The 19,662-nt window shown below is 62.3% G+C and carries 20 protein-coding genes and 3 tRNA genes; 13 read left to right on the top strand and 10 right to left on the bottom strand.

The features are described 5' to 3' along the window. Positions 1 to 103 precede the first annotated feature (103 nt). Positions 104 to 379 (top strand): Lrp/AsnC family transcriptional regulator, encoded by a 276-nt coding sequence (locus R5R73_RS15680; RefSeq protein ID WP_071231344.1) that lies wholly within the window; start codon positions 104 to 106, stop codon positions 377 to 379. A 6-nt stretch (positions 380 to 385) separates the two neighbouring features. Further along, the gene (locus R5R73_RS15675; protein WP_322527992.1) at positions 386 to 1,240 is read left to right on the top strand and encodes a DNA/RNA non-specific endonuclease; all 855 of its coding nucleotides are present in this window, start codon (positions 386 to 388) and stop codon (positions 1,238 to 1,240) included. A 171-nt stretch (positions 1,241 to 1,411) separates the two neighbouring features. Here the strand turns inward: R5R73_RS15675 and R5R73_RS15670 are convergent. The 3 genes from R5R73_RS15670 to R5R73_RS15660 all read right to left on the bottom strand — a co-directional run bounded on the left by R5R73_RS15670 (position 1,412) and on the right by R5R73_RS15660 (position 1,766). Beyond that, a tRNA-Leu gene (locus R5R73_RS15670) sits at positions 1,412 to 1,498 on the bottom strand. A 31-nt stretch (positions 1,499 to 1,529) separates the two neighbouring features. Further along, positions 1,530 to 1,616 (bottom strand) — tRNA-Leu (locus R5R73_RS15665). A gap of 63 nt (positions 1,617 to 1,679) precedes the next feature. Continuing rightward, positions 1,680 to 1,766: transfer RNA gene (locus R5R73_RS15660), tRNA-Leu, on the bottom strand. Between the two features lie 269 nt (positions 1,767 to 2,035). On the opposite strand from R5R73_RS15660, the gene rnr reads away from it, so the two are divergent. The 10 genes from rnr to R5R73_RS15610 all read left to right on the top strand — a co-directional run bounded on the left by rnr (position 2,036) and on the right by R5R73_RS15610 (position 12,071). After that, on the top strand, positions 2,036 to 4,474 hold the full coding sequence (gene rnr, locus R5R73_RS15655) for a ribonuclease R (RefSeq protein WP_322527991.1): 2,439 nt from the start codon (positions 2,036 to 2,038) through the stop codon (positions 4,472 to 4,474). A 49-nt stretch (positions 4,475 to 4,523) separates the two neighbouring features. Next, positions 4,524 to 5,339 (top strand): 23S rRNA (guanosine(2251)-2'-O)-methyltransferase RlmB, encoded by an 816-nt coding sequence (rlmB, locus tag R5R73_RS15650; RefSeq protein WP_322527990.1) that lies wholly within the window; start codon positions 4,524 to 4,526, stop codon positions 5,337 to 5,339. A gap of 265 nt (positions 5,340 to 5,604) precedes the next feature. Then, positions 5,605 to 6,024 (top strand): 30S ribosomal protein S6, encoded by a 420-nt coding sequence (gene rpsF / locus R5R73_RS15645; RefSeq protein ID WP_071231347.1) that lies wholly within the window; start codon positions 5,605 to 5,607, stop codon positions 6,022 to 6,024. A gap of 26 nt (positions 6,025 to 6,050) precedes the next feature. Then, complete coding sequence (gene rpsR, locus R5R73_RS15640) at positions 6,051 to 6,278, top strand: 30S ribosomal protein S18 (RefSeq protein ID WP_035472385.1); 228 nt, start codon at positions 6,051 to 6,053, stop codon at positions 6,276 to 6,278. Between the two features lie 76 nt (positions 6,279 to 6,354). Further along, entirely contained in the window at positions 6,355 to 7,206 is an 852-nt protein-coding gene (locus R5R73_RS15635; RefSeq protein ID WP_071231348.1) for a hypothetical protein, read from the top strand. Positions 7,207 to 7,222: 16 nt separating this feature from the next. Beyond that, positions 7,223 to 7,669 carry a 50S ribosomal protein L9 gene (gene rplI / locus R5R73_RS15630; protein WP_071231349.1) on the top strand — a complete coding sequence of 149 codons (447 nt, stop codon included), beginning with the start codon at positions 7,223 to 7,225 and terminating at the stop codon, positions 7,667 to 7,669. Positions 7,670 to 7,951: 282 nt separating this feature from the next. After that, a complete protein-coding gene (gene dnaB, locus R5R73_RS15625; RefSeq protein WP_071231350.1) occupies positions 7,952 to 9,337 on the top strand; it encodes a replicative DNA helicase in 1,386 nt (461 codons plus the stop codon). A gap of 105 nt (positions 9,338 to 9,442) precedes the next feature. Beyond that, entirely contained in the window at positions 9,443 to 9,736 is a 294-nt protein-coding gene (locus R5R73_RS15620; protein WP_087718258.1) for a hypothetical protein, read from the top strand. An 89-nt stretch (positions 9,737 to 9,825) separates the two neighbouring features. Next, complete coding sequence (locus R5R73_RS15615) at positions 9,826 to 11,598, top strand: bifunctional diguanylate cyclase/phosphodiesterase (RefSeq protein ID WP_322527989.1); 1,773 nt, start codon at positions 9,826 to 9,828, stop codon at positions 11,596 to 11,598. A 170-nt stretch (positions 11,599 to 11,768) separates the two neighbouring features. Then, complete coding sequence (locus R5R73_RS15610; protein WP_071231353.1) at positions 11,769 to 12,071, top strand: DUF6482 family protein; 303 nt, start codon at positions 11,769 to 11,771, stop codon at positions 12,069 to 12,071. Positions 12,072 to 12,115: 44 nt separating this feature from the next. Here the strand turns inward: R5R73_RS15610 and R5R73_RS15605 are convergent, their stop codons facing one another. Beyond that, a complete protein-coding gene (locus R5R73_RS15605) occupies positions 12,116 to 12,448 on the bottom strand; it encodes a hypothetical protein (RefSeq protein WP_276232014.1) in 333 nt (110 codons plus the stop codon). Positions 12,449 to 12,586: 138 nt separating this feature from the next. Between R5R73_RS15605 and hemH the strand changes: the two genes are divergently transcribed. Further along, positions 12,587 to 13,570: a ferrochelatase gene (gene hemH / locus R5R73_RS15600; protein WP_276232015.1), complete on the top strand. Its 984-nt coding sequence runs from the start codon at positions 12,587 to 12,589 to the stop codon at positions 13,568 to 13,570. 52 nt (positions 13,571 to 13,622) lie between these two features. Here the strand turns inward: hemH and R5R73_RS15595 are convergent, their stop codons facing one another. Genes R5R73_RS15595 through R5R73_RS15570 form a run of 6 tightly spaced genes read right to left on the bottom strand, consistent with a single transcriptional unit; the run spans position 13,623 to position 19,455 of the window. Beyond that, positions 13,623 to 14,021, bottom strand: a complete 399-nt coding sequence (locus R5R73_RS15595; RefSeq protein WP_170835863.1) for a Na+/H+ antiporter subunit G — start codon at positions 14,019 to 14,021, stop codon at positions 13,623 to 13,625. Positions 14,022 to 14,026: 5 nt separating this feature from the next. After that, positions 14,027 to 14,296 carry a K+/H+ antiporter subunit F gene (locus tag R5R73_RS15590; RefSeq protein ID WP_071231356.1) on the bottom strand — a complete coding sequence of 90 codons (270 nt, stop codon included), beginning with the start codon at positions 14,294 to 14,296 and terminating at the stop codon, positions 14,027 to 14,029. Beyond that, positions 14,293 to 14,790, bottom strand: a complete 498-nt coding sequence (locus tag R5R73_RS15585; RefSeq protein WP_071231357.1) for a Na+/H+ antiporter subunit E — start codon at positions 14,788 to 14,790, stop codon at positions 14,293 to 14,295. The genes R5R73_RS15590 and R5R73_RS15585 overlap by 4 nt, the downstream gene beginning before the upstream one ends. Continuing rightward, on the bottom strand, positions 14,787 to 16,304 hold the full coding sequence (locus R5R73_RS15580; protein WP_322527988.1) for a monovalent cation/H+ antiporter subunit D: 1,518 nt from the start codon (positions 16,302 to 16,304) through the stop codon (positions 14,787 to 14,789). Before R5R73_RS15580 ends, R5R73_RS15585 begins: the two co-directional genes overlap by 4 nt. Then, a complete protein-coding gene (locus R5R73_RS15575) occupies positions 16,301 to 16,651 on the bottom strand; it encodes a Na+/H+ antiporter subunit C (protein WP_087718253.1) in 351 nt (116 codons plus the stop codon). The genes R5R73_RS15580 and R5R73_RS15575 overlap by 4 nt, the downstream gene beginning before the upstream one ends. Continuing rightward, positions 16,651 to 19,455, bottom strand: a complete 2,805-nt coding sequence (locus tag R5R73_RS15570; RefSeq protein ID WP_322527987.1) for a monovalent cation/H+ antiporter subunit A — start codon at positions 19,453 to 19,455, stop codon at positions 16,651 to 16,653. Before R5R73_RS15570 ends, R5R73_RS15575 begins: the two co-directional genes overlap by 1 nt. Between the last annotated feature and the right edge of the window lie 207 nt (positions 19,456 to 19,662).

Raw genomic sequence — 19,662 nt, 5'->3', positions numbered from 1 at the left:
GCCCGTGCGGCATGCCCAGTCGCAGAGCTGATATACTCGCCCGATCGCTATCATTCTGGTTATGGGTCTGCCGGTTGCGGGCCTGATTCGGTGGGAGAGGGAAATGCAGAACGCCGTCATTCTGATCAATGTTGAAAAGGGCCGGATTCGCGGTGTCGCCGAACAGCTGGCCGACCTGGAGGGAATCAGCGAAGTCTATTCGACCTGCGGTCGCTATGACCTGATCGCCATCGCCCGCACGCGGGATTTCGAGTCCCTGGCCACGCTGGTGACCGAGCGCCTGATGAGCGTCGAGGGGATTCGCGATACCGAGACGCTCAATGCCATGCAGGTGCATTCGCGCCACGATCTCGATGCCATGTTCTCCGTCGGCCTCTGAGTTCCGGTGGCGCGTCGTCGAAGGCGAGGGCTGCTGGGGCAGTTGGCTCGCTCGTCTCGGATAGGGCTTGTTTTTGTCGTCGTCATCAGCGGGCTGTGGTACTGGCAGGAAGGCGATGTTCGCGACCGGCTAAGCTGGATGGGCGTGCCCGAGTGGCAATGGAACGACTGGCGGGGCTGGAACCGTGTGCTGCGCAACGACGGCTTCCTGGTGGGGTGGTCGGACGTGCGGGGCGAGGCGTTGTGGGCGGGCTATGTCCTGAATCGTGTCGATGACCCCCATAGTCAGCCGCGGCCCGATCGCTTCGAGTCCGACTGGCGTAGCCTGTGGCCGATCAGCAGTGATGACTACACCCATAGTGGCTACGATCGGGGGCATCTGGCGCCGAATTATGCGATGTCGGTCGTTCACGGCCGCGATGCGCAGCTGGCCAGCTTCCTGATGACCAACATCACCCCGCAACGGCCCAAGCTCAATCGGCAGCTGTGGCAACGCCTGGAAGAAGCCGTCATCGATGACTTCGTGCCGCGTTTCGGTCGCGTGTGGGTCATTACCGGGCCAGTCTTCGATGATCAACTGCTGCATCGGGTGGGCTTTACCCAGATCCCCGTGGGCTTCTACAAGATAGTGGTCGTTCCCGATCAAACGCCGCGGGCGCTGGCGTTTTTCATGCCCCAGAACGTGGCCGGCAACGAGCCGCTGGACCGTTTCCTGATCACCATCGACGAACTCGAGGCGCGTACCGGGCTCGATTTCTTCCCGCAACTGGCCGACTCCGTCGAGCGTCGAATGGAAGGGCGCGTAGAGACCGCCGGTTGGGGGCTGGAGGCCGTTTCGACACGTCCGGGGCGTTATCAGTAACGTCCGTGGGCGTCGTCGAGCCTGCGTCTTGATGCCGAGCGTTGATGAAACAGAAAGGTGTTGATGAAACAGGAGGGCGTTGAAAAACGGGAAAAGCTAGAGAACGGGAGAGGCAGAAACAATGACAAGAGGATGAAGCAGAGTGTCGCGAGGAAACGATCACATGACACATGGTGCCCAGGAGAGGACTTGAACCTCCACGTCCGTAAGGACACTAGCACCTGAAGCTAGCGCGTCTACCAATTCCGCCACCTGGGCGTGTCATGCAAATCTGATACTGCAGTCTGGATGGTGCCCGGAAGAGGACTTGAACCTCCACGTCCGTAAGGACACTAGCACCTGAAGCTAGCGCGTCTACCAATTCCGCCATCCGGGCTTATCCGGCCTTGAATGCATGGCTTTCGCGAATTTTCATTCCCGAAATCCCCACCGTAAGCGATGGTGCCCAGAAGAGGACTTGAACCTCCACGTCCGTAAGGACACTAGCACCTGAAGCTAGCGCGTCTACCAATTCCGCCATCTGGGCCAAGGCGCGATGCATAATACCGACTCTGTGTCCGAATGCAAGCCTCTCGTGTGCGGTATCTGTTTCGCTCCGGCATCACCTGGTGTTGCGGCGATACGCGCCGTCGGCACGGCAATTGGTCACGTTGGACAGTGCATGGTTGGGTCGAGCAGACGTGGCCGCTATACTTGGGGCATGAATCCCAAAAAATCGAACGGCCCAGGCCGCCCGCCGCGTGACTATTCTCTACAACCCAGGCCCCGCTGGCTCAACGCAAGGATGATGGTTGCATGACTCATTGGACGTTGAACGATGATCCGCACGCGGCTCGCGAAACCCAGAAATACGATAACCCCGTGCCCAGTCGCGAATACCTGTTGTCGCGTCTGGAGGAGTACGGCAAGCCGATTACTCATGAAAACATGAGCGCCATGCTGGGGCTCGAGGACGAGAACCAGCTGGAAGCCGTGCGTCGGCGCCTGGCCGCCATGGAGCGCGACGGTCAGATCCTCAGGGACCGCAAGGGCGCCTATGCCCTGATCGACAAGCTCGATCTGATCAAGGGCCGGGTGCAGGGCCACCGGGACGGCATGGGCTTTCTGATTCGCCATGATGGCGTCAAGCCCGACCTGGTGTTGCCGCCGCGCCAGATGCGCCGCGTCTTCGATGGCGACGTGGTGCTGGCACGCATCAGTGGTCAGGATCGTCGTGGCCGCGCCGAAGGCACCATCGCCGAAGTGCTGGCGCGCAATACCCAGACGCTGGTTGGCGTGTTCCGTCAGAACACTTCGGAATTCGCCGTGCTGATACCGGAAAATTCCCGCATCAACCAGGAAGTGATCATCCCGCACAGCGTCAGCGGTGGGGCAAGAGACGGCCAGATCGTGTCGGTGCGCATCACCCAGCAGCCGGAAACCCGCAAGCAGCCGGTCGGCGAGGTGGTGGAGATCCTGGGGGAGAGGATGGACCCCGGTCTCGAGATCGATATCGCGATTCGTTCCCACGATATCCCGGCAGAGTTCCCGCCGGAAGTGGAGCATCAGATCGCTGGCATGTCGGCCGAAGTGAAGGAAGAGGACAAGGTAGCGCGCATCGACCTGCGCGAGATGCCGCTGGTAACCATCGACGGCGAAGACGCCAAGGATTTCGACGACGCCGTCTGTGCCTGGAAGACGAAATCCGGGAGCTGGAAACTGGTCGTGGCGATTGCCGATGTTTCCCATTACGTCCGTGGCGGCAGTGCGCTGGATAACGAGGCCCACATTCGCGGCAATTCCGTCTATTTTCCCGGGCAGGTCGTGCCGATGCTGCCGGAGCTGCTCTCCAACGGGCTCTGTTCGCTCAATCCGCACGTCGATCGCCTGACCATGGTCTGCGAGATGAACATTTCGCAGAACGGCACGATCAGCCGCTACAAGTTCTACGAGGCGGTGATCCAGTCTCATGCGCGGCTGACCTACAACCAGGTCGGCACCATGCTGGAGGAGCCGGACAGCGAAGAGGGAGTGGCGCTACGCGAGCAGTATCGCGAGCTGGTGCCGTCGCTCGAGAATTTGCACGCGCTCTACAAGGTGCTGCGCAAGGCGCGGGAAGTGCGTGGCGCCATCGACTTCGATACCACCGAAACGCAGATCGTCTTCAACGACGAGCGCAAGATCGAGAAGATCGTTCCGCGCACCCGCAACGACGCCCACAAGCTGATCGAGGAGTGCATGCTGGCCGCCAACGTGGCCACGGCTCGCTTCCTCGACAAGCATGACCTGCCCGCGCTCTATCGTGTTCACCAGTCGCCAGCCTCGGAGCGACTGGAGAACCTGCGCGTGTTCCTGGGTGAGCTGGGCCTGACCCTGGGTGGCGGCGACGAGCCGACGCCCAAGGACTATCAGGCGCTGCGAGAGGTGATCCAGGATCGCCCGGATTTCGACATCATCCAGACCGTGATGCTGCGTTCGATGAGCCAGGCCGTCTATTCGCCGCAGAACGACGGGCACTTCGGGCTCGCCTATCAGGCCTATGCGCATTTCACCTCGCCGATCCGCCGCTATCCCGATCTGCTGGTCCATCGTGCGATCCGTTCCGTCATCCGGGGACCGCGTCAGACCCAGACCGTGCTGCGTGCCGAGGGTGCGCCAGTGGAAAAACCCTCCACCTGGTGCCCGTATACCTTCGAGCAGATGATCGAGCTAGGCGAGCACTGCTCGATGACCGAGCGCCGCGCCGACGAGGCGACCCGTGACGTGACCGACTGGCTGAAGTGCGAGTTCCTCTCGGACAAGGTCGGCGAGGTCTACGAAGGCACGATCGCCTCGGTGACGCAGTTCGGAATTTTCGTGCGCCTCGACGACGTCTACGTGGAAGGGCTGGTGCACGTCACCTCCCTGCCATCCGACTACTATCACTACGAAGCCGAGAAACACCGCCTCAAGGGCGAGCGCAGCGGCGTGGCCTATCGCCTGGGCGACGGCGTGACCGTTCGCGTGGCGCGGGTGGACCTCGACGACCGCAAGATCGATTTCGATCTGGCCGACGCGACACCGCGTCATCACCGCACGCCACGCAGCCACAAGCCCGGTGGCGGAGCCGGCGACAGCGCTGCCCCGGCCAGGAAGTCGTCGGGCAAGAATCGCCCCGGCAAAAGCGAGCGTCAGGGCGCCTCTGCCGGCAACGAAGAGGGCGGTGCGCCCAAGCGCCGGTCTCGTGGCCCGCGTCAGCGTCGAGGCAAGCGATGAGCACGTCGATCGTTAGAGGCGCACCGGATGGTCCAAGGTGGGTGATGCCATGAGTCGTTCAGCGAACCGGCGTCAATCGGCCAGAACGGGGGAACGTCCCCGCACTCCAGACGGGCTGGAGCCGGTCTATGGCGTACATGCCGTTCGGGCGTCGTTCGAACGGGGCCAGCCGCCCAAGGTGCTGTGGATTCAGCAAGGGCACGCCGAGCACCGCCTGGAAGCCCTTTTACAGCTGGCTCACGCGGCGGGCTGTGATTTGAAGCGGGTGACGCGAGAAACACTGGACGGGATTTCCAACCAGGCCGCCCATCAGGGGGTGATCGGGTTCTGCGAACCGCTGGTCGCGGAGAGCGAAACTACCTTGTGGTGGCGTCTCGAGCAATGGCTGGCGGACAAGCCCCCTCTGCTGCTGATTCTCGATGGCGTCACTGACCCGCACAACCTGGGCGCTTGTCTGCGCAGTGCCGATGCTGCCGGCGTCAATGGCGTGATCGTGCCCAAGGACAAGTCTGCACCGCTGAACGCCACCGTACGCAAGGTGGCCTGTGGCGCGGCCGAACTCGTGCCGGTGTTTCAGGTCACCAACCTGGCGCGCTGCATGGAGAAGCTCAAGCAGCAGGGCGTCTGGATCACCGGCACCGCCGGCGAGGCCGATGCGCTCGTCTATGACGCCGATTTCACCGTGCCCTGTGCGCTGGTGATGGGCGCGGAAGGCAAGGGCCTGCGCCGCCTGACTCGCGAAGCCTGCGACGGCCTGGTCAAATTGCCGATGCAGGGTGGGGTTTCCAGTCTCAATGTTTCGGTTGCCACCGGGATTTGCCTGTTCGAAGCCGTCCGCCAGCGCGGGCTCGTTGCCGCCGGTTAAACTTGCACCCGGTGGCCCCTGTCTCTACAATTGCGCGGTTCTATGGGCAGGCTATGCTCATGGAATGCGGTTCTGTTCCGGAGTGCCTGATGCGCCAGGCTCGCCTGACGGCTCGGAAGCGCCGGGATAGAGCGCCAATTGGTCTGAATATTCGGATATAGATGCGGTCGAGTACCGCAATCCGGTATCGACTCCTTGCTTCTCGTGGTGGCCCTCTATTGATGATCGGCACCGCGCGGAAGCTGCCAAACCGAAAGGAGCTAACATGCGTCATTATGAAATCGTGTTCATGGTCCATCCGGACCAGAGCGAGCAGGTTCCCGCCATGGTCGAGCGCTACACCAGCCTCGTGACCGAAAACGGTGGCACCGTGCATCGTCTCGAAGACTGGGGTCGCCGTCACCTGGCTTACCCGATCAACAAGATCCACAAGGCACATTACGTGCTGATGAACATCGAATGCAGCGGCGAGACCCTCGACGAGATCGAGAACATCTTCCGCTTCAACGATGCCATCATCCGCAGCATGATCGTGCGCAGCAAAGAGGCCGTGACCGAAGCCTCGCCGATGATGAAGCCGGCTGAAGAAAAGAGCCGTCGCCGTGACGACAAGTCCTCCGAGCGTGGCGATCGTGAGCGTTCCGAGCGCCCCGAGCGTTCCGAAACTGCCGCAGAAACCAACTGATCCGATTTCGCTAAGGAGAGACTCTCATGGCACGTTTTTTCCGTCGCCGTAAGTTCTGCCGCTTCACCGCCGAAGGCGTGAAGTACATCGACTACAAAGACATCGATACGCTGAAGGCCTACGTCACCGAAACCGGCAAGATCGTTCCGAGCCGTATTACGGGTACCCAGGCACGCTACCAGCGTCAGCTGTCCACCGCTATCAAGCGGGCGCGTTACCTGGCGCTGCTGCCGTACTCCGACAGCCACCAGTAAACCCTGATTCGATATCCTTGATCGGTAAACCCGGGTTCCGGTAAACCCAGGTTTCGGTAAACCACAGCGAGGCATCATGCTGGTACTGGCCCGTTGGATCATGCGCGGTACGCCGCAGGCCGTTGCGGCAGCCGCACTGACAGCGCTGGTGCCTTGGCTATTCTGGTTCAGCGCTGCCGTGGCGGGGCTCGTCACGCTGCGTCGAGGCATGACGACCGCAGCACCGGTACTGATCGCAGCGGCGCTGCCTGCCGGCTGGTGGTGGGTGCAGGGCGACGCGGTGCCGCTGGCCAGCATTCTGCTGGTAACGCTGATGGCGACGGTACTGCGATCGCGCATGCGCTGGGCGGAAGCCCTGATCGTCGGCAGCGTGGTCTGCATGGTGATGGTCCAGCTGGGGATCTTTCTCCCGGCGGGCGGCACCGGATCGCTGCTGACGGAGCTTCGCCAAAGCTCGTCAGAGGTTGCCCGCATGCTGGATCAGCTATCGGCGCAGGGCGTCGATACCGAAATGATGGCAGCGCTGGTGATCGGCGGCGCGACCGGCCTGGTGGTATTGCTCGCCGGCATTGCCTGCCTGGCATTGGCTCGTAGCTGGCAGGCCGGGCTCTACAATCCGGGCGGGTTCCGCGAAGAGTTTCACGCGCTGAGGCTCTCGCGGAAGCAGCTCCTGCTGCTGATCGCGCTGATGGTACTGGGTGTAGTGCTGGCCGTCCCCGCTGCCAGCCTGCTGGCTTGGGTGCCGTTACTGGTCGCCGGTGTGGCGCTGGTACATGGGTTTATCGGTTTGAAGGGAATGAGCGGGTTCTGGCTGGTAGGCTTCTATGCCTTGCTGTTGACCACCTGGCCCACGATTCTGATTGTACTGCTGTTGGCGTTGGTAGATACCTTCGCGGATTTTCGCGGTCGTCTGACACGCAGTGATTGACGAGAGGTTCACGAGAATGGAAGTCATTCTGCTCGATAACATCGGCAAGCTGGGCGATCTGGGTGACAAGGTCACCGTCAAGCCCGGTTACGGCCGTAATTACCTGGTTCCCTACGGCCTGGCCGTACCGGCAACCAAAGACAACGTCGAAGCGTTCGAAGCGCAGCGCGCCGAGCTCGAAGCCCAGGCTGCCGAGCGCAAGGCTCAGGCCGAAACACGCGCCGCTCAGCTCGCCGAAATCGAGCTGTCTCTGGTCGCCAAGGCGGGTGACGAAGGCAAGCTGTTCGGTTCCATCGGTCCGCGCGATCTGGCCGAAGCCATGGCACAGGCCGGTATCGAAGTCGCCAAGAGCGAAGTTCGCATGCCGGAAGGCCCGCTTCGTCAGACTGGCGAATACGACATCGCGCTGCAGCTGCACGCCGAAGTCACTTCCAGCGTTCGTGTCGTGGTCGTAGCCGAGTAAAATCTCGACTGCTATCGTCGATTGACGTCTGGCTCAAGGCACGCAGGGCTCACGCCCTGCGTGCCTTTTTCGTGATCTGCCGGCGTGGCGATGGCCGCGACCGGCCAGGGTCTGTTGCTATTTCAGCGTGAACTGCGTTGCCGCGCCGCATGGCGCCATTTGCCGCGCCACCTTAAGGCGGGCATGAAACGGCAACAGGCCCTAGGTAGAATAGGCCCAGACCAATTTCGCTTGTCCAGCGCACGATCATTCAGCGCAAGATGACATAGGTGAACGCCAAGCATGAACCAACGCGTCGACAACGATCAGGAAACCGCGCAGCTGAAGGTACCGCCGCACTCGCTCGAGGCGGAGCAGTCGGTACTGGGCGGGCTGATGCTCGACAACAGCAGCTGGGATACGGTGTCGGAACGTCTGGTGGCAGACGACTTCTACCGCCACGAGCACCGGTTGACGTTCAATGCGATGGCGGAGCTGGCCGAGAGCGCACATCCGCTCGATGTCGTGACCCTGTCGGAAGCGCTCGAACGCCGGGATCAGCTCGAAAGCGTAGGCGGGCTCGCCTATCTGGCGGAACTGGCACGCAATACGCCCTCTGCAAGCAATATCCGCGCCTATGCCGATATCGTTCGCGAGCGGGCGACGTTGCGCAAGCTGATCCAGGCCTCGCGCCAGATCGCCGACAGCGCCTATTCGCCGGAAGGGCGGCTGCCGGACGAGCTGGTCAACGAAGCCGAACGGCTGGTATTCCAGATCAGCGAGTCCCGGCCCAAGTTCGGTGGCCCCATCGGCATGAGCCAGCTGCTGACCAAGGCCGTCGATCGGATCGACGAGCTGTTCAACATGAAGGGCCAGATGACCGGGATCTCTACCGGGTTCCGCGATCTGGACGACATGACATCGGGTCTGCAGCCGTCGGACCTGGTGATCATCGCCGGGCGCCCGTCGATGGGCAAGACGACGTTCGCCATGAATCTGGTCGAACATGCCGTCGTCTCCAATGACAAGCCGGTCATCGTCTTCTCGATGGAGATGCCCGCCGAGTCATTGATGCTGCGCATGCTCTCTTCCCTGGGCAGGATCGATCAGACACGCGTTCGAACCGGCCAGCTCGAGGACGAGGACTGGCCGCGGTTGACCTCGGCGGTCAACCTGCTCAAGGATCGCCAGCTGTTCATCGACGACACTCCGGCGCTGTCCCCCAACGAATTGCGCTCCCGCGTGCGCCGAATCGCTCGCGAGCACGGCAATATCGGTCTGGTGATGATCGACTACCTGCAGCTGATGCAGGTGCCGGGGCTTTCCGAGAATCGTACCGCAGAGATCTCCGAGATTTCGCGATCGCTGAAGGGCATCGCGAAGGAGTTCAACTGCCCGGTGGTGTCGCTGTCCCAGCTCAACCGATCACTGGAGCAGCGTCCCAACAAGCGGCCCGTAATGTCGGATCTGCGTGAGTCGGGTGCCATCGAGCAGGATGCCGATGTCATCGCCTTCGTCTATCGTGACGAGGTTTACAATACCGACAATCCCGACAACAAGGGGTTGGCGGAGCTGATCATCGGCAAGCAGCGTAACGGCCCGATCGGTACCGTCCATATGGCATTCATCGGCAAGTACACCCGTTTCGAGGATCTGGCGCCGGATAGTTACGGTCAGCACTACGAATAAGTCGGTACGTCCAGTTCGCGATACGTCCAGTTCGATACGTCCAGTTCGATACAACCGAAACATGTCGGCAGCGCCGACGTAGAAAAGACATCAAGGAGTCAAACCATGGCAGGCGGTTTTCAGCGGGGTCGTCGTCAGCGTGTGCCCAAGATCGAAGTACGCGGCCAACTGGAAAAGCTCGAACGGGAAGGGCCGTTCAAGGAGTGGCTGGGCATGCCGGATCTCTACCGTCACTGGCTGACCGTCGACGGCGAGCTTTACAGCTACCAGACGGAAGACGCCGAATTGCCGGTAGCCGTCGGTGATCGGGTCGTTTTCCGCTACAAGGAAGCCAAGGCAGGAAAGTGGATCGACCGCAACTCCCTGGGCAAGGCGATCGATCCTTCCGCTTACCAGTAGGCTGTCGATCGGTCCCTGAAACGGCGCGCTCTTGCCATGTAATGTTTTGTGTCACCATGTTGTCATGACCTTGCGGCTCAATGGCGTTCATGGACCAATCCGCCGTTTCTCTTGCCCCCGGCTCTCTCGAAGCCCTGATCGCCCAGCGCGATCTAAACGTGCACTTTCAGCCTATCGTCTCCGTCGCCACCGGTCGGGTGCTGGCTTACGAGGCATTGTCCCGCGGGCCGCGAGACTCTCGCTTCTCCAGCCCGCTGGCAATGTTCCAGACGGCCCGTGGCCGCGGTCTGCTGGCTTCCCTGGAGCGGGTCTGTCGCGAGAGGGCCTTCGAGCGCTGGGTCGAGACGGGACTGGATGAACTGCTGTTTCTCAATGTCAGTCCGGAAGTGCTGATCGACCCGGCCCACATCAGCGGCCAGACGTTACAACTGCTGTCCGATCATGGCCTGACACCGTCCCAGATCGTCATCGAAATTACCGAGCAGTCTCCCGGCATCGATCCAGAACTGATGGCCGAAGCCGCCGAGCATTATCAGTCGATGGGGTTCTCCATTGCGCTCGACGATCTTGGCGACGGCTATGCCGGACTCAGGCTCTGGTCACAGCTCAACCCCGACTACGTCAAGCTGGATCGCCACTTCGTGGCGGGAGTGGATCGCGACCGCGTGAAAAGGCGCTTCGTGCGGTCGATCATCGACATCGCGCACAGCCTGGGAAGCCGCGTGGTTGCCGAGGGCGTCGAACGAGAGGAGGAGCTCGATACCCTGCTCGAACTCGGGGCCGACTATTGCCAGGGGTGGCTGTTCGCTCGTCCCGAACCGGCGCCTCATCGATCGCGTGACGTACTGGATTCGCGTCTGATCGCCCTGGCGGCATCGCGTCGTCCGGCGGCGGCAGCCACGGAAATTCGCCGGCTATGCGTACCCTTGCCGGCGCTGATGGCCACGCTCAGCATCGGAGAGGCCGCGGAGCGCTTCAGCCGTCTGCCGGAGGCCAATGCCCTGGCGGTGGTCGACGAGCAGGGAGTGCCGGCGGGCTTGCTCGGGCGCCGGCAATTGATGGCCTTGCTCGGCAACCGCTTCGGCTTCGATCTCTACGGCCGCCAGTCCATCGACAAGGTCATGCAGAGACGGGCCCTCTGCGTCGAGGCGGGGGAACCGCTCGAGCGTGTATCGCGCAAGGTGACCGGACGCGACGACTCGACGCGTGACGAGGACTTCATCATTACCGATGGCGGGCGCTATCTCGGCATCGGACATGTCATCAATCTTCTGCAGCTCTTTACCGAACAGCAGGTCCAGATCGCCCGCCAGGCCAATCCGCTGACTCAGCTTCCGGGAAATCGGCCGATCCGTGCGGCGCTGGAACATTATCGAGGCCAGGCAAGACCCTTCGTTGCCTGTTATCTCGATCTGGACCATTTCAAGCCGTTCAACGATCGTTTCGGCTACGCAATGGGTGACCAGATGATCCTGACACTGGCGAGAGTGCTGAGCGATGCGGCGGGGCGGAACGACTTCCTGGGCCATCTCGGGGGCGACGATTTCATTCTTCTGTTCAACGACGACAGCCGCTTGCAGTCGAAACTGAGCCGGATCCAGCGCTGCTTCCGCGATGAGAGCCTGCAGTTGCTGCCGGAATCGGAACGGCAGGCGGGCGGCTTTCATGCCAAGGATCGCTTCGATCAATGGCGATTCTTCCCCATCACCCGGCTTTCCATCACGGCGTTGCGGGTACCGCCCACCGCGCGGATCGACAATTTCGGTGATCTCTGGAGCCGCTTCAAAGGTGCGGCCAAGCGGGCCGAGAACGGGCGCGTTGTCGTGACCGTTCGCACGAATAGCGACGAAATCCCGCGCTGAACTCTCGTGGTGCAACATAGTCTTAATAAAGATGAGGCTCAATTGGCCGATTGGTCCCGGTAAGGCCGAGGCGGATTCCGCATCGGCACTCGGGAAGCGGCTAGTCAAAGGTTCGGCAAGGAGTGCCGGCCTGCCGTAACGATTCCATACTCAACCCACAGGAGGGAACCATGGAGCTCAAGGAGCTTGAACACTATCAGCGACACCATGAAGACTTTGAAATACGGGTCATCGCCCATGCCGGCAGTCGCTACTATCAGGTCATGCTGGAGCCCGGGGATGGCGCCACGCAGGCCTTGACCCGGCGCGGCAAGCCGATGCTGTTTCGTTCGCTCGAGGACGTCTACGGCGAATTGAAACGGGCCGGCATCCATCGTGCCTACCTGGTTCAACAGGTCGCCAACGACGAGATCGTCGGCCACGAGCCGCATTATCATGATCCGCTGCTGTCGCGAATGCCGCTGGTCTTCTGATCCGGAAAGCGTCGGCTAGTCGACACGTCATTCATCAATCCATTTCATTCGCCAACCATTTCATTCATCAATTCAGTTCCCTCCGGCGAGTCGAAGAGTGACTTGCCTCGACACGGAGGGAAGTTCGCCGTCCACGCCTTTCCCCTCGTTCCTCTCCAGCTTCTCTGCCCCCCGTTGAAACCGTCCAGGATGCCGAAACGATCGCCGAAGTGCGCTTCGATCAGCACGTTGACTTGGCTTGTGATGTCGTTCCGATACGGATACGGCGGCCGCTCGGCTTTCTGGAGCAGATTGCTGCTGGTTGCCATCGTCTTCGGGTCTGCTGTATGAACCTGATACCCTTTGTCGCGCAGGGTATCGGCAAAGTGGCGCATCATCGACAATATCAGCGGGCGGACGCGCCCATGGGTTATCCATAACTTATACACATGGTATTGATCGTATAAGATGATCGGGCCGGTTCACGCGGCAGTGGTAGAATTTCGTCCAAAGTCGGCAGGGAAAGGAGTGGTTTTATGGCGGCCCGTTTCGGAGTGCTGCTGGTCAATCTGGGAACGCCCGAGGCACCCACGCCCAAGGCCGTGAGGCAGTACCTTGGCGAGTTTCTCGGCGACCCGCGGGTCATCGATGCGCCGCGCTGGCTGTGGTGGCCGATTCTGCATGGCGTCATTCTTCGCATCCGCCCGCCCAAGGTCGCCAAGGCCTATGCGTCGGTATGGCAGGAGGAAGGCTCGCCATTGCTGGCGATCGGCCGCCGCCAGCAGCGAGCGCTACGCGAGCGGCTGGCGAGCCATATGGGCGAGTCTATCCCGGTCGAGCTGGCGATGACCTACGGCAAGCCGAGCATGGAGGAAGCCGGCCTCAAGCTGCGCGAATCCGGCGTCGATCGTATCCTGGTGCTGCCGCTCTATCCGCAATTCTCGCGCACCACTACCGCTGCCGTATTCCAGCGGCTGGCCAAGGCGCTGGACCCTTGCCCGCACCTGCCGGAGCTGCGCTTCGTGCGCGACTATCACGATCACCCTGACTACATCTCGGCTCTCGCTGCCAGCGTTCGCCAGCACTGGGAGGCCAACGGCGACCGCGGCCGGTTGCTGATGTCCTATCACGGCATCCCCAAGCGCTATGTCGACAACGGCGATCCCTATGCCAGGCATTGCGAGAAGACCAGCCGGCTGCTGGCGGAAGAGCTCGGACTGGGCGAGGGCGAGTGGTTCCAGAGCTACCAGTCGCGCTTCGGGCGTGAAGAATGGCTCAAGCCCTATACCGACGAGACGCTGAAGGCATGGGGCGCGGACAAGACCGAATGCGTCGACGTCATCAGCCCGGCCTTCGCGGCGGACTGCCTCGAGACGCTCGAGGAGATCGACGCCGAGAATCGCCACTACTTCCAGGAAGCCGGAGGCGGGCGCTATCGCTATATCCCCGCTCTCAACGATCGTCCGGAGCACATGACTATGCTGACCAGGCTGATCGAACAGCACACCGCCGGCTGGTGACGCCGGCGGCGCGCGCCGTCTCGGAAAGGCGGTGCGTGCCTTTCAGGGGCCTTCAGGGGAGAGGAGAGTCGCCCTGGGGAGCTTCCTCGATGGTGTGCTTGGGTTTCTCGCTCTCCAGCTCGACCGGATTGCCGCGGGTGCGAGGATCCGGCTTGAGCTTGTGGTGCAGGGCGCTCTTGGCCAGCATGTGTGCCGACACCGGCGCGGTAATGAACGCGAAGATCGTGATCAGCAGTTCCTGAACGATCGGGCCGTCTTCCTGGCTGAAATAGATCAGCGAACCGATCAGGGTACAGCCGACCCCCAGCGTCGTCGTTTTCGAAGGGCCGTGCAGCCGCATGTAGAAATCCTTCAGATGCGTCAGGCCCAGCGAGCCGATGAAGGCGAACGCGCCCCCGGCGATCAGCATGAAGGCGATCACGCCCTCGATGACCGTATTCAGCATCGTCATCCCTCCTATTCGATGATGTCGCCGCGAAGCAGGTACTTGCAGACGGCGATGGTGCTGACGAAGCCGAGCATCGCGATCAGCAACGCCGCCTCGAAGTAGTCCTTGTTGTCGACCCAGATACCGAACAGCACGATCAGAGCGATCGAGTTCATGTACATGGTATCCACCGCCAGAATGCGATCCGGCAGGCTCGGTCCGACCACGGCACGATAGAAATTGAGCACGACGGCAGCGCAGAACAGCGCCAGCGCGATCCACAGAGCCATATCGATCATGATTCGAAGATCTCCAGCAGTGGGCGCTCGTAGCGCTGGTGAATGTCGTCGATCAGGGCGTTGATATCGCCCACGTCCAGCGCATGAATGAGCAGGGTCTTGCCATCCAGGCGCAGGTGGGCCGAGACGGTACCCGGCGTCATGGTGATGGTGCTGGCCAGGATGGTGATCGGGAAGCTCTCCTTCAGCGTCAGCGGATATTCCACGAAGGCGGGGCGCATCCGGCCGCGGGGATCGAGGATCAATTTCGAGACCTGCAGATTGGCGGTCACGATGTCGCCCAGTACCCGAAAGAAGTAGCCGACCAGCTTCAGAGGACGCTTGATGGTCGGCTGGCGCTCCCAGAACGGTCGGCAGATCACCGGAATCAGGATCGCCAGGACGCCCCCGAGAATCCATTGCCCGAGCGCCACGCTCTGCTGCAGCAACAGCCAGACGACCAGCAGCAGCAGAGACAGCACCGGCATCGGCAGCCAGCGAATGGGAGGAATCATGAGTCACCTCCGGTAACGTTCGGGGAGAGAATCGCCTCGCTGTAGGCGCTTTGATCGAGCAGCTGCGTAGCACTGGCATCGGTGAAGCGAGTGATCGGCCCGGCCAGGATCGAGAGTATCGGCGAGGCGCCGAGCAGCAGGATCAGGCCCGCCAGCATCGCCGTCTTCAGCCTGGGGCCGTCGTTGTCGCCGCGGCCCGCTTTCCAGAAGACGGTGGAGCCGCTGCGCGCCATGGCGACGAGACCGGCGAGGCTCGACAGCAGCAACAGCGACCACAGCCATGGCTGTTCGCTCGGCAGGGCCGAATCGAGCAGCAGTGCCTTGCCGATGGCGCCCGAGAACGGCGGCAGCCCGATGATGGTCGCCGCACCGATGAAGTAGAACAGACCCAGCAGCGCCGGCTGGGTGACGCCCCGGCCGGGCACGATACGCGCCCCGGCCTTGCCGCGCTGTTCACCGATCGCATCGGACAACAGGAACAGGCCGCCGCTGACCAGCGTGGTGTGGATCATGTAGTAGAGCAGGGCGGCAATGGGCGCCTCGCGATTCATGCTGACGCCGACCAGCAGCGTGCCTACCGAGATCAGCAGCAGATAGGCTACCTGATTGCGCAGATCCCGCGCCGACAGGACGCCCAGCCCGCCGAGGGCCAGCGTCGCCAGCGCGAACCACCAGAGCCAGGGCTGAACGAAATTGGCGAGCTCGCCTGCGCTGTCGCCGAAGATCAACGTGTAGACCCGCAGAATGGCGTAAATCCCCACCTTGGTCATGATCGCGAACAGGGCGGCGACGGGCGCTGGCGCGCTGCTGTAGGCCCGCGGCAACCAGAAGTAGAGCGGCAGGATCGCCGCCTTCAGCCCGAACACCACCAGCAGCAGAAACGCCCCCGCCTTGAGCAGACCAAGACGATCCGGGTCGAGCGCGGCCACCTTCTGAGACATGTCGGCCATGTTGAGCGTGCCGGTCGTGCCGTAGAGCACCCCGAGCGCGATCAGAAACATCGCCGAGCCTGCCAGGTTGAGCGCCACGTAATGGAATCCCGCCTGGGTGCGCTCCTTGCCGCCGCCGTGCATCAGCAGCGAGTAGGAGGCGATCAGCAGCACTTCGAAGAAAACGAACAGATTGAAGATGTCGCCGGTCAGGAAGGCGCCGTTGATCCCCATCAACTGGAGCTGGAACAGGCCGTGAAAATTGCTGCCCTTGCGATCGTCGCCGGCACAGGCGTAAGCCACGCTGCCTAGCGCCAGGAAGCTGGTCAGGCACACCATCAACGCGGAGAGTCGATCGAGTACCAGCACGATACCGAACGGCGGCTGCCAGTCGCCCAGGGCGTAGTAGGTGATGTCACCGCTGTCGCTCTGGACCACCAGCATGGCACTGACTGCCAGCAGCAGCGCCGTGCTGACCAGGGCGATCGCCCGGCGAGGCAGTACGGCCGAGTCCCGCTTGACCAGCATCAGCAGGCCGCTCAACAGCGGCAGAAGGATCGGAAGGATGATCAGATGATGCATCACGACTTGTCCTCCTTCGACTCTTCGCCACGCTGGTCGTTGACCTGATCGCTGCCCAGGTCGCCGCGCACGCGCATCGCCAGGATCACCGAGAACGCGGTCATGGCGAAGCCGATCACGATGGCCGTCAGCACCAGGGCCTGTGGCAGCGGGTCGGCGTAATAGTCGACGCCGTCACGAATCACCGCCGCGCCATTGGTGGTCAGGCCGCCGGTGGAAAAAAGGAACAGGTTGACCGCGTAGGAGAGCAGCGTCAGCCCCACGACCACGGGGAAGGTGCGGCCACGCAGCGCCAGGTAGAGCCCGCTGGCGGCCAGGAAACCGGTTACGGTGGCAAAGAGCGCTTCCATCAGACGGTCTCCTTTTCATTCTCTTTGCTGGGACGGTGCCGTGTCGTCAACTTGCCCAGATTGGCCAGAATCATCAGCGTGGCGCCGACGACGGTGAGATAGACGCCGAGGTCGAACAGCATCGCCGTGGCGAGCTCGATCTCGCCGATATAGGGAATCGAGAAGTGCCCGAAGGCAGAGGTCAGGAAGTTGTGGCCGAAGGCCCAGCTGCCGAGTCCGGTCAGCGCGGCGATGGCGACACCGACCACGGCGATCGGCTGGTACTGGAACGACATCCGCTGCTGGGTCCAGTCGACCCCGCGGGCGATATACAGCAGGATCAAGGCCACGGCCGTCACCAGGCCGGCGATGAAGCCACCACCGGGTTCGTTGTGACCCCGCAGGAAGATGAACACCGACACCAGCAGCGCCAGCGGCAGCAGACTCTGCGATACCGTACCCAGCAGCATGGGATGCAGATCCCGGGACCAGGGGCGCCCTTCGCTGTCGCTCGAGGGCATGAACAGACGCAGGCGGTTTAGCAGCTTGTAGATGCCGATGGCGGCGATGCACAGCACCGTGATCTCGCCCAGCGTATCGAAGCCGCGGAAATCGACCAGGATGACGTTGACCACGTTGTGGCCGCCGCCGCCACTGACACTGTTCTCCAGGAAGAAGCCGGAAATGGTGTCCAGCGGTCGCGTCAGCATTGCGTAGTTGAGGCTCGCGACGATGCCGCCGAAGCCCGCCGCCAGCAGAACATCGCGGACCACGCGCGCGCCGCTGGACTCCTTGGGCGTGCGCTGGGGCAGGAAGAACAGCGCCAGCATCAGCAGGATGACCGTCACCACCTCGACCGCCAGCTGGGTCAGGGCGAGATCGGGGGCCGAGAAGCGGGCAAAGGCCAGCGAAACCATCAGCCCCACCACCGACAGCATCATCAGCGAGACCAGACGTCGGCGATGCAGTACCGCCGTGCCCAGGCCCGCCAGAATGGTGATCAACGCGCCCGCGATCAGCAGGCCATCGAGCGCCTGGAGCTGGCGCGGCCCGCGCAACTGGGTAAGGTCCAGCAGGCCGCTGCCGGTGAGGAACAGCACGGCGATGATCAACCACAGCATATAGCGCTGCAGCGAGCCGTTCTCGAAGCGATCGATCGCTTTCTGGGTCCACTGCAGCAGGCTGCGGACGTTGTGTTCGAAGATCATCAAGGCGTTGCGCTGCGGGAACTGGCGCTGGAAGGCGAACAGCTTGCGACGTACGGCGTAGATGCCGACCCCGCCGGCCAGGGCGATGACACTCATCAGCAGGGGCAGATTGAAGCCGTGCCAGATCGCCAGGTGCAGCTCCGGTCTCGGCGGCAGAATCGTGACCTGTGCGGCAGCGTCGAGCAGCCCGGTGACGATCAACGCGGGCAGCAGGCCGATCGCGACGCACAGCGCGACCATCAGCAGCATCGGCAGGCGCATCAGGAAAGGCGCTTCGTGAGGTGTCTTGGGCAGCTCCTGCGCTTCCGGGCCGAAGAAGACGTTGCGCACGTAACGCAGCGAATAGGCCACCGACAACACGCTGCCAAGGGTCGCGAGCACCGGGATCAGCCAGGCCAGGCCGCCGAGGATCCCGGTTTCCAGCGTCTCGGTCAGCATCATCTCCTTCGATATGAAACCGTTGAGCAGGGGAACGCCGGCCATGGAAGCCGCGGCGAGACCGGCCAGCGCTGCCGTCATCGGCATGCTGCGTCGCAGGCCGCTCAGCTTGCGGATGTCTCGCGAACCGGTCTCGTGATCGACGATGCCCGCCGACATGAACAGCGTCGCCTTGAACATGGCATGGTTGAGAATATGAAACAGCCCGGCCGCCACCGCCATCTTGCTGTCCAGCCCGAACAGCATGGTGATCATGCCCAGATGGCTGACGGTGGAAAATGCCAGCACGCCCTTGAGATCGTACTTGAGCAGCGCGAAATAGGCGGCGTAGATCATCGTCACCAGCCCGGTCAGGGTGACGATATAAAGCCAGAGCTGCGAGCCGGCCAGTGCCGGATGCATGCGCGCGAGCAGGAAGACCCCGGCCTTGACCATCGTGGCGGAGTGCAGGAATGCCGAGACCGGCGTCGGCGCCGCCATGGCGTGGGGCAGCCAGAAATGGAACGGGAACTGCGCCGACTTGGTGAAGGCACCCAGCAGCACCAGCAGCAGCGCCGGCAGATAGCGCGGATCGGCCTGGATCAGATCACGGCTGTCGAGCACCGTCTGCATGTCGAAGGTCCCGACGATATGGCCGATCAGCAGGAAACCGGCCAACATCGCCAGCCCGCCCATGCCGGTGACGGCCAAGGCCATGCGGGCGCCGCGTCTTGCCTCGCTCTGCTGGTACCAGTAGCCGATCAACAGAAACGACGACAGGCTGGTCAATTCCCAGAACACCCACAGCAGCAGCAGGTTGTCGGCCATGACGATGCCGATCATGGAGGTCATGAACAGCATCAGGTAGGCGTAGAACCGAGGCATGCTGTCGTCCGGCGACAGATAGTAGCGGGAATACAGAATGATCAGCAGCCCGATGCCCAGGATCAGCAGCAAAAACAGCAGCGAGAGCCCGTCGAGCCGGAACGCCAGATCGAGCCCCAGTTGCGGCACCCAGCTCATGCTGAAGTGATACACCTTGCCGGAGATCACTCCAGGCGCATGCGCAATGACGATGCCCAGCGCGATCGCAGGGAGCAGCGCGGTGGACCAGGCGTTGAGCGTGCGTTGCCGGTTGTTGCTCAGCAACGGTACCAGGCTGCCCAGTAGCGGCAGTAGAACGATCAGCGGCAGTGACATGAAATCGTCGCTCTATTCTTGGATCAGGGAGGCTCGATCATCGGTCCGGCGCAGGGCGACGTTCCGGTGGGTTCGAGCTTCGTTCTCGCGTTCATCGCGATCGGTCCGCGACCGTATCTCGCTCCAGTGTAAGCGATGTTGCCAGCCGCACGAGCGTAGGTCGCGAGACTATGGCAGAGAGTCGGTGCGGTAGGGATCTTCCCCGCG

Source organism: Salinicola sp. LHM (assembly GCF_034479735.1).
Lineage (GTDB): Bacteria > Pseudomonadota > Gammaproteobacteria > Pseudomonadales > Halomonadaceae > Salinicola > Salinicola salarius.
Note: the sequence above shows the minus strand (reverse complement) of the source record. Positions and strands in the feature narration are given on the sequence as shown.

Excerpts from the sequence above, each read along its gene's own strand:
- R5R73_RS15615 (WP_322527989.1), top strand. The coding sequence starts at position 9,826 with ATGGACCAATCCGCCGTTTCTCTTGCCCCCGGCTCTCTCGAAGCCCTG.
- hemH (WP_276232015.1), top strand. The coding sequence starts at position 12,587 with ATGGCGGCCCGTTTCGGAGTGCTGCTGGTCAATCTGGGAACGCCCGAG.
- rlmB (WP_322527990.1), top strand. The coding sequence starts at position 4,524 with ATGAGTCGTTCAGCGAACCGGCGTCAATCGGCCAGAACGGGGGAACGT.
- R5R73_RS15610 (WP_071231353.1), top strand. The coding sequence starts at position 11,769 with ATGGAGCTCAAGGAGCTTGAACACTATCAGCGACACCATGAAGACTTT.
- R5R73_RS15680 (WP_071231344.1), top strand. The coding sequence starts at position 104 with ATGCAGAACGCCGTCATTCTGATCAATGTTGAAAAGGGCCGGATTCGC.
- R5R73_RS15595 (WP_170835863.1), bottom strand. The coding sequence starts at position 14,021 with ATGACGATGCTGAATACGGTCATCGAGGGCGTGATCGCCTTCATGCTG.
- rplI (WP_071231349.1), top strand. The coding sequence starts at position 7,223 with ATGGAAGTCATTCTGCTCGATAACATCGGCAAGCTGGGCGATCTGGGT.
- R5R73_RS15605 (WP_276232014.1), bottom strand. The coding sequence starts at position 12,448 with ATGATGCGCCACTTTGCCGATACCCTGCGCGACAAAGGGTATCAGGTT.
- R5R73_RS15570 (WP_322527987.1), bottom strand. The coding sequence starts at position 19,455 with ATGTCACTGCCGCTGATCGTTCTACTGCCGCTACTGGGCAGCCTGGTA.
- R5R73_RS15590 (WP_071231356.1), bottom strand. The coding sequence starts at position 14,296 with ATGATCGATATGGCTCTGTGGATCGCGCTGGCGCTGTTCTGCGCTGCC.
- R5R73_RS15575 (WP_087718253.1), bottom strand. The coding sequence starts at position 16,651 with ATGGAAGCGCTCTTTGCCACCGTAACCGGTTTCCTGGCCGCCAGCGGG.
- rpsR (WP_035472385.1), top strand. The coding sequence starts at position 6,051 with ATGGCACGTTTTTTCCGTCGCCGTAAGTTCTGCCGCTTCACCGCCGAA.
- dnaB (WP_071231350.1), top strand. The coding sequence starts at position 7,952 with ATGAACCAACGCGTCGACAACGATCAGGAAACCGCGCAGCTGAAGGTA.
- R5R73_RS15635 (WP_071231348.1), top strand. The coding sequence starts at position 6,355 with ATGCTGGTACTGGCCCGTTGGATCATGCGCGGTACGCCGCAGGCCGTT.
- R5R73_RS15620 (WP_087718258.1), top strand. The coding sequence starts at position 9,443 with ATGGCAGGCGGTTTTCAGCGGGGTCGTCGTCAGCGTGTGCCCAAGATC.
- R5R73_RS15585 (WP_071231357.1), bottom strand. The coding sequence starts at position 14,790 with ATGATTCCTCCCATTCGCTGGCTGCCGATGCCGGTGCTGTCTCTGCTG.
- rnr (WP_322527991.1), top strand. The coding sequence starts at position 2,036 with ATGACTCATTGGACGTTGAACGATGATCCGCACGCGGCTCGCGAAACC.
- rpsF (WP_071231347.1), top strand. The coding sequence starts at position 5,605 with ATGCGTCATTATGAAATCGTGTTCATGGTCCATCCGGACCAGAGCGAG.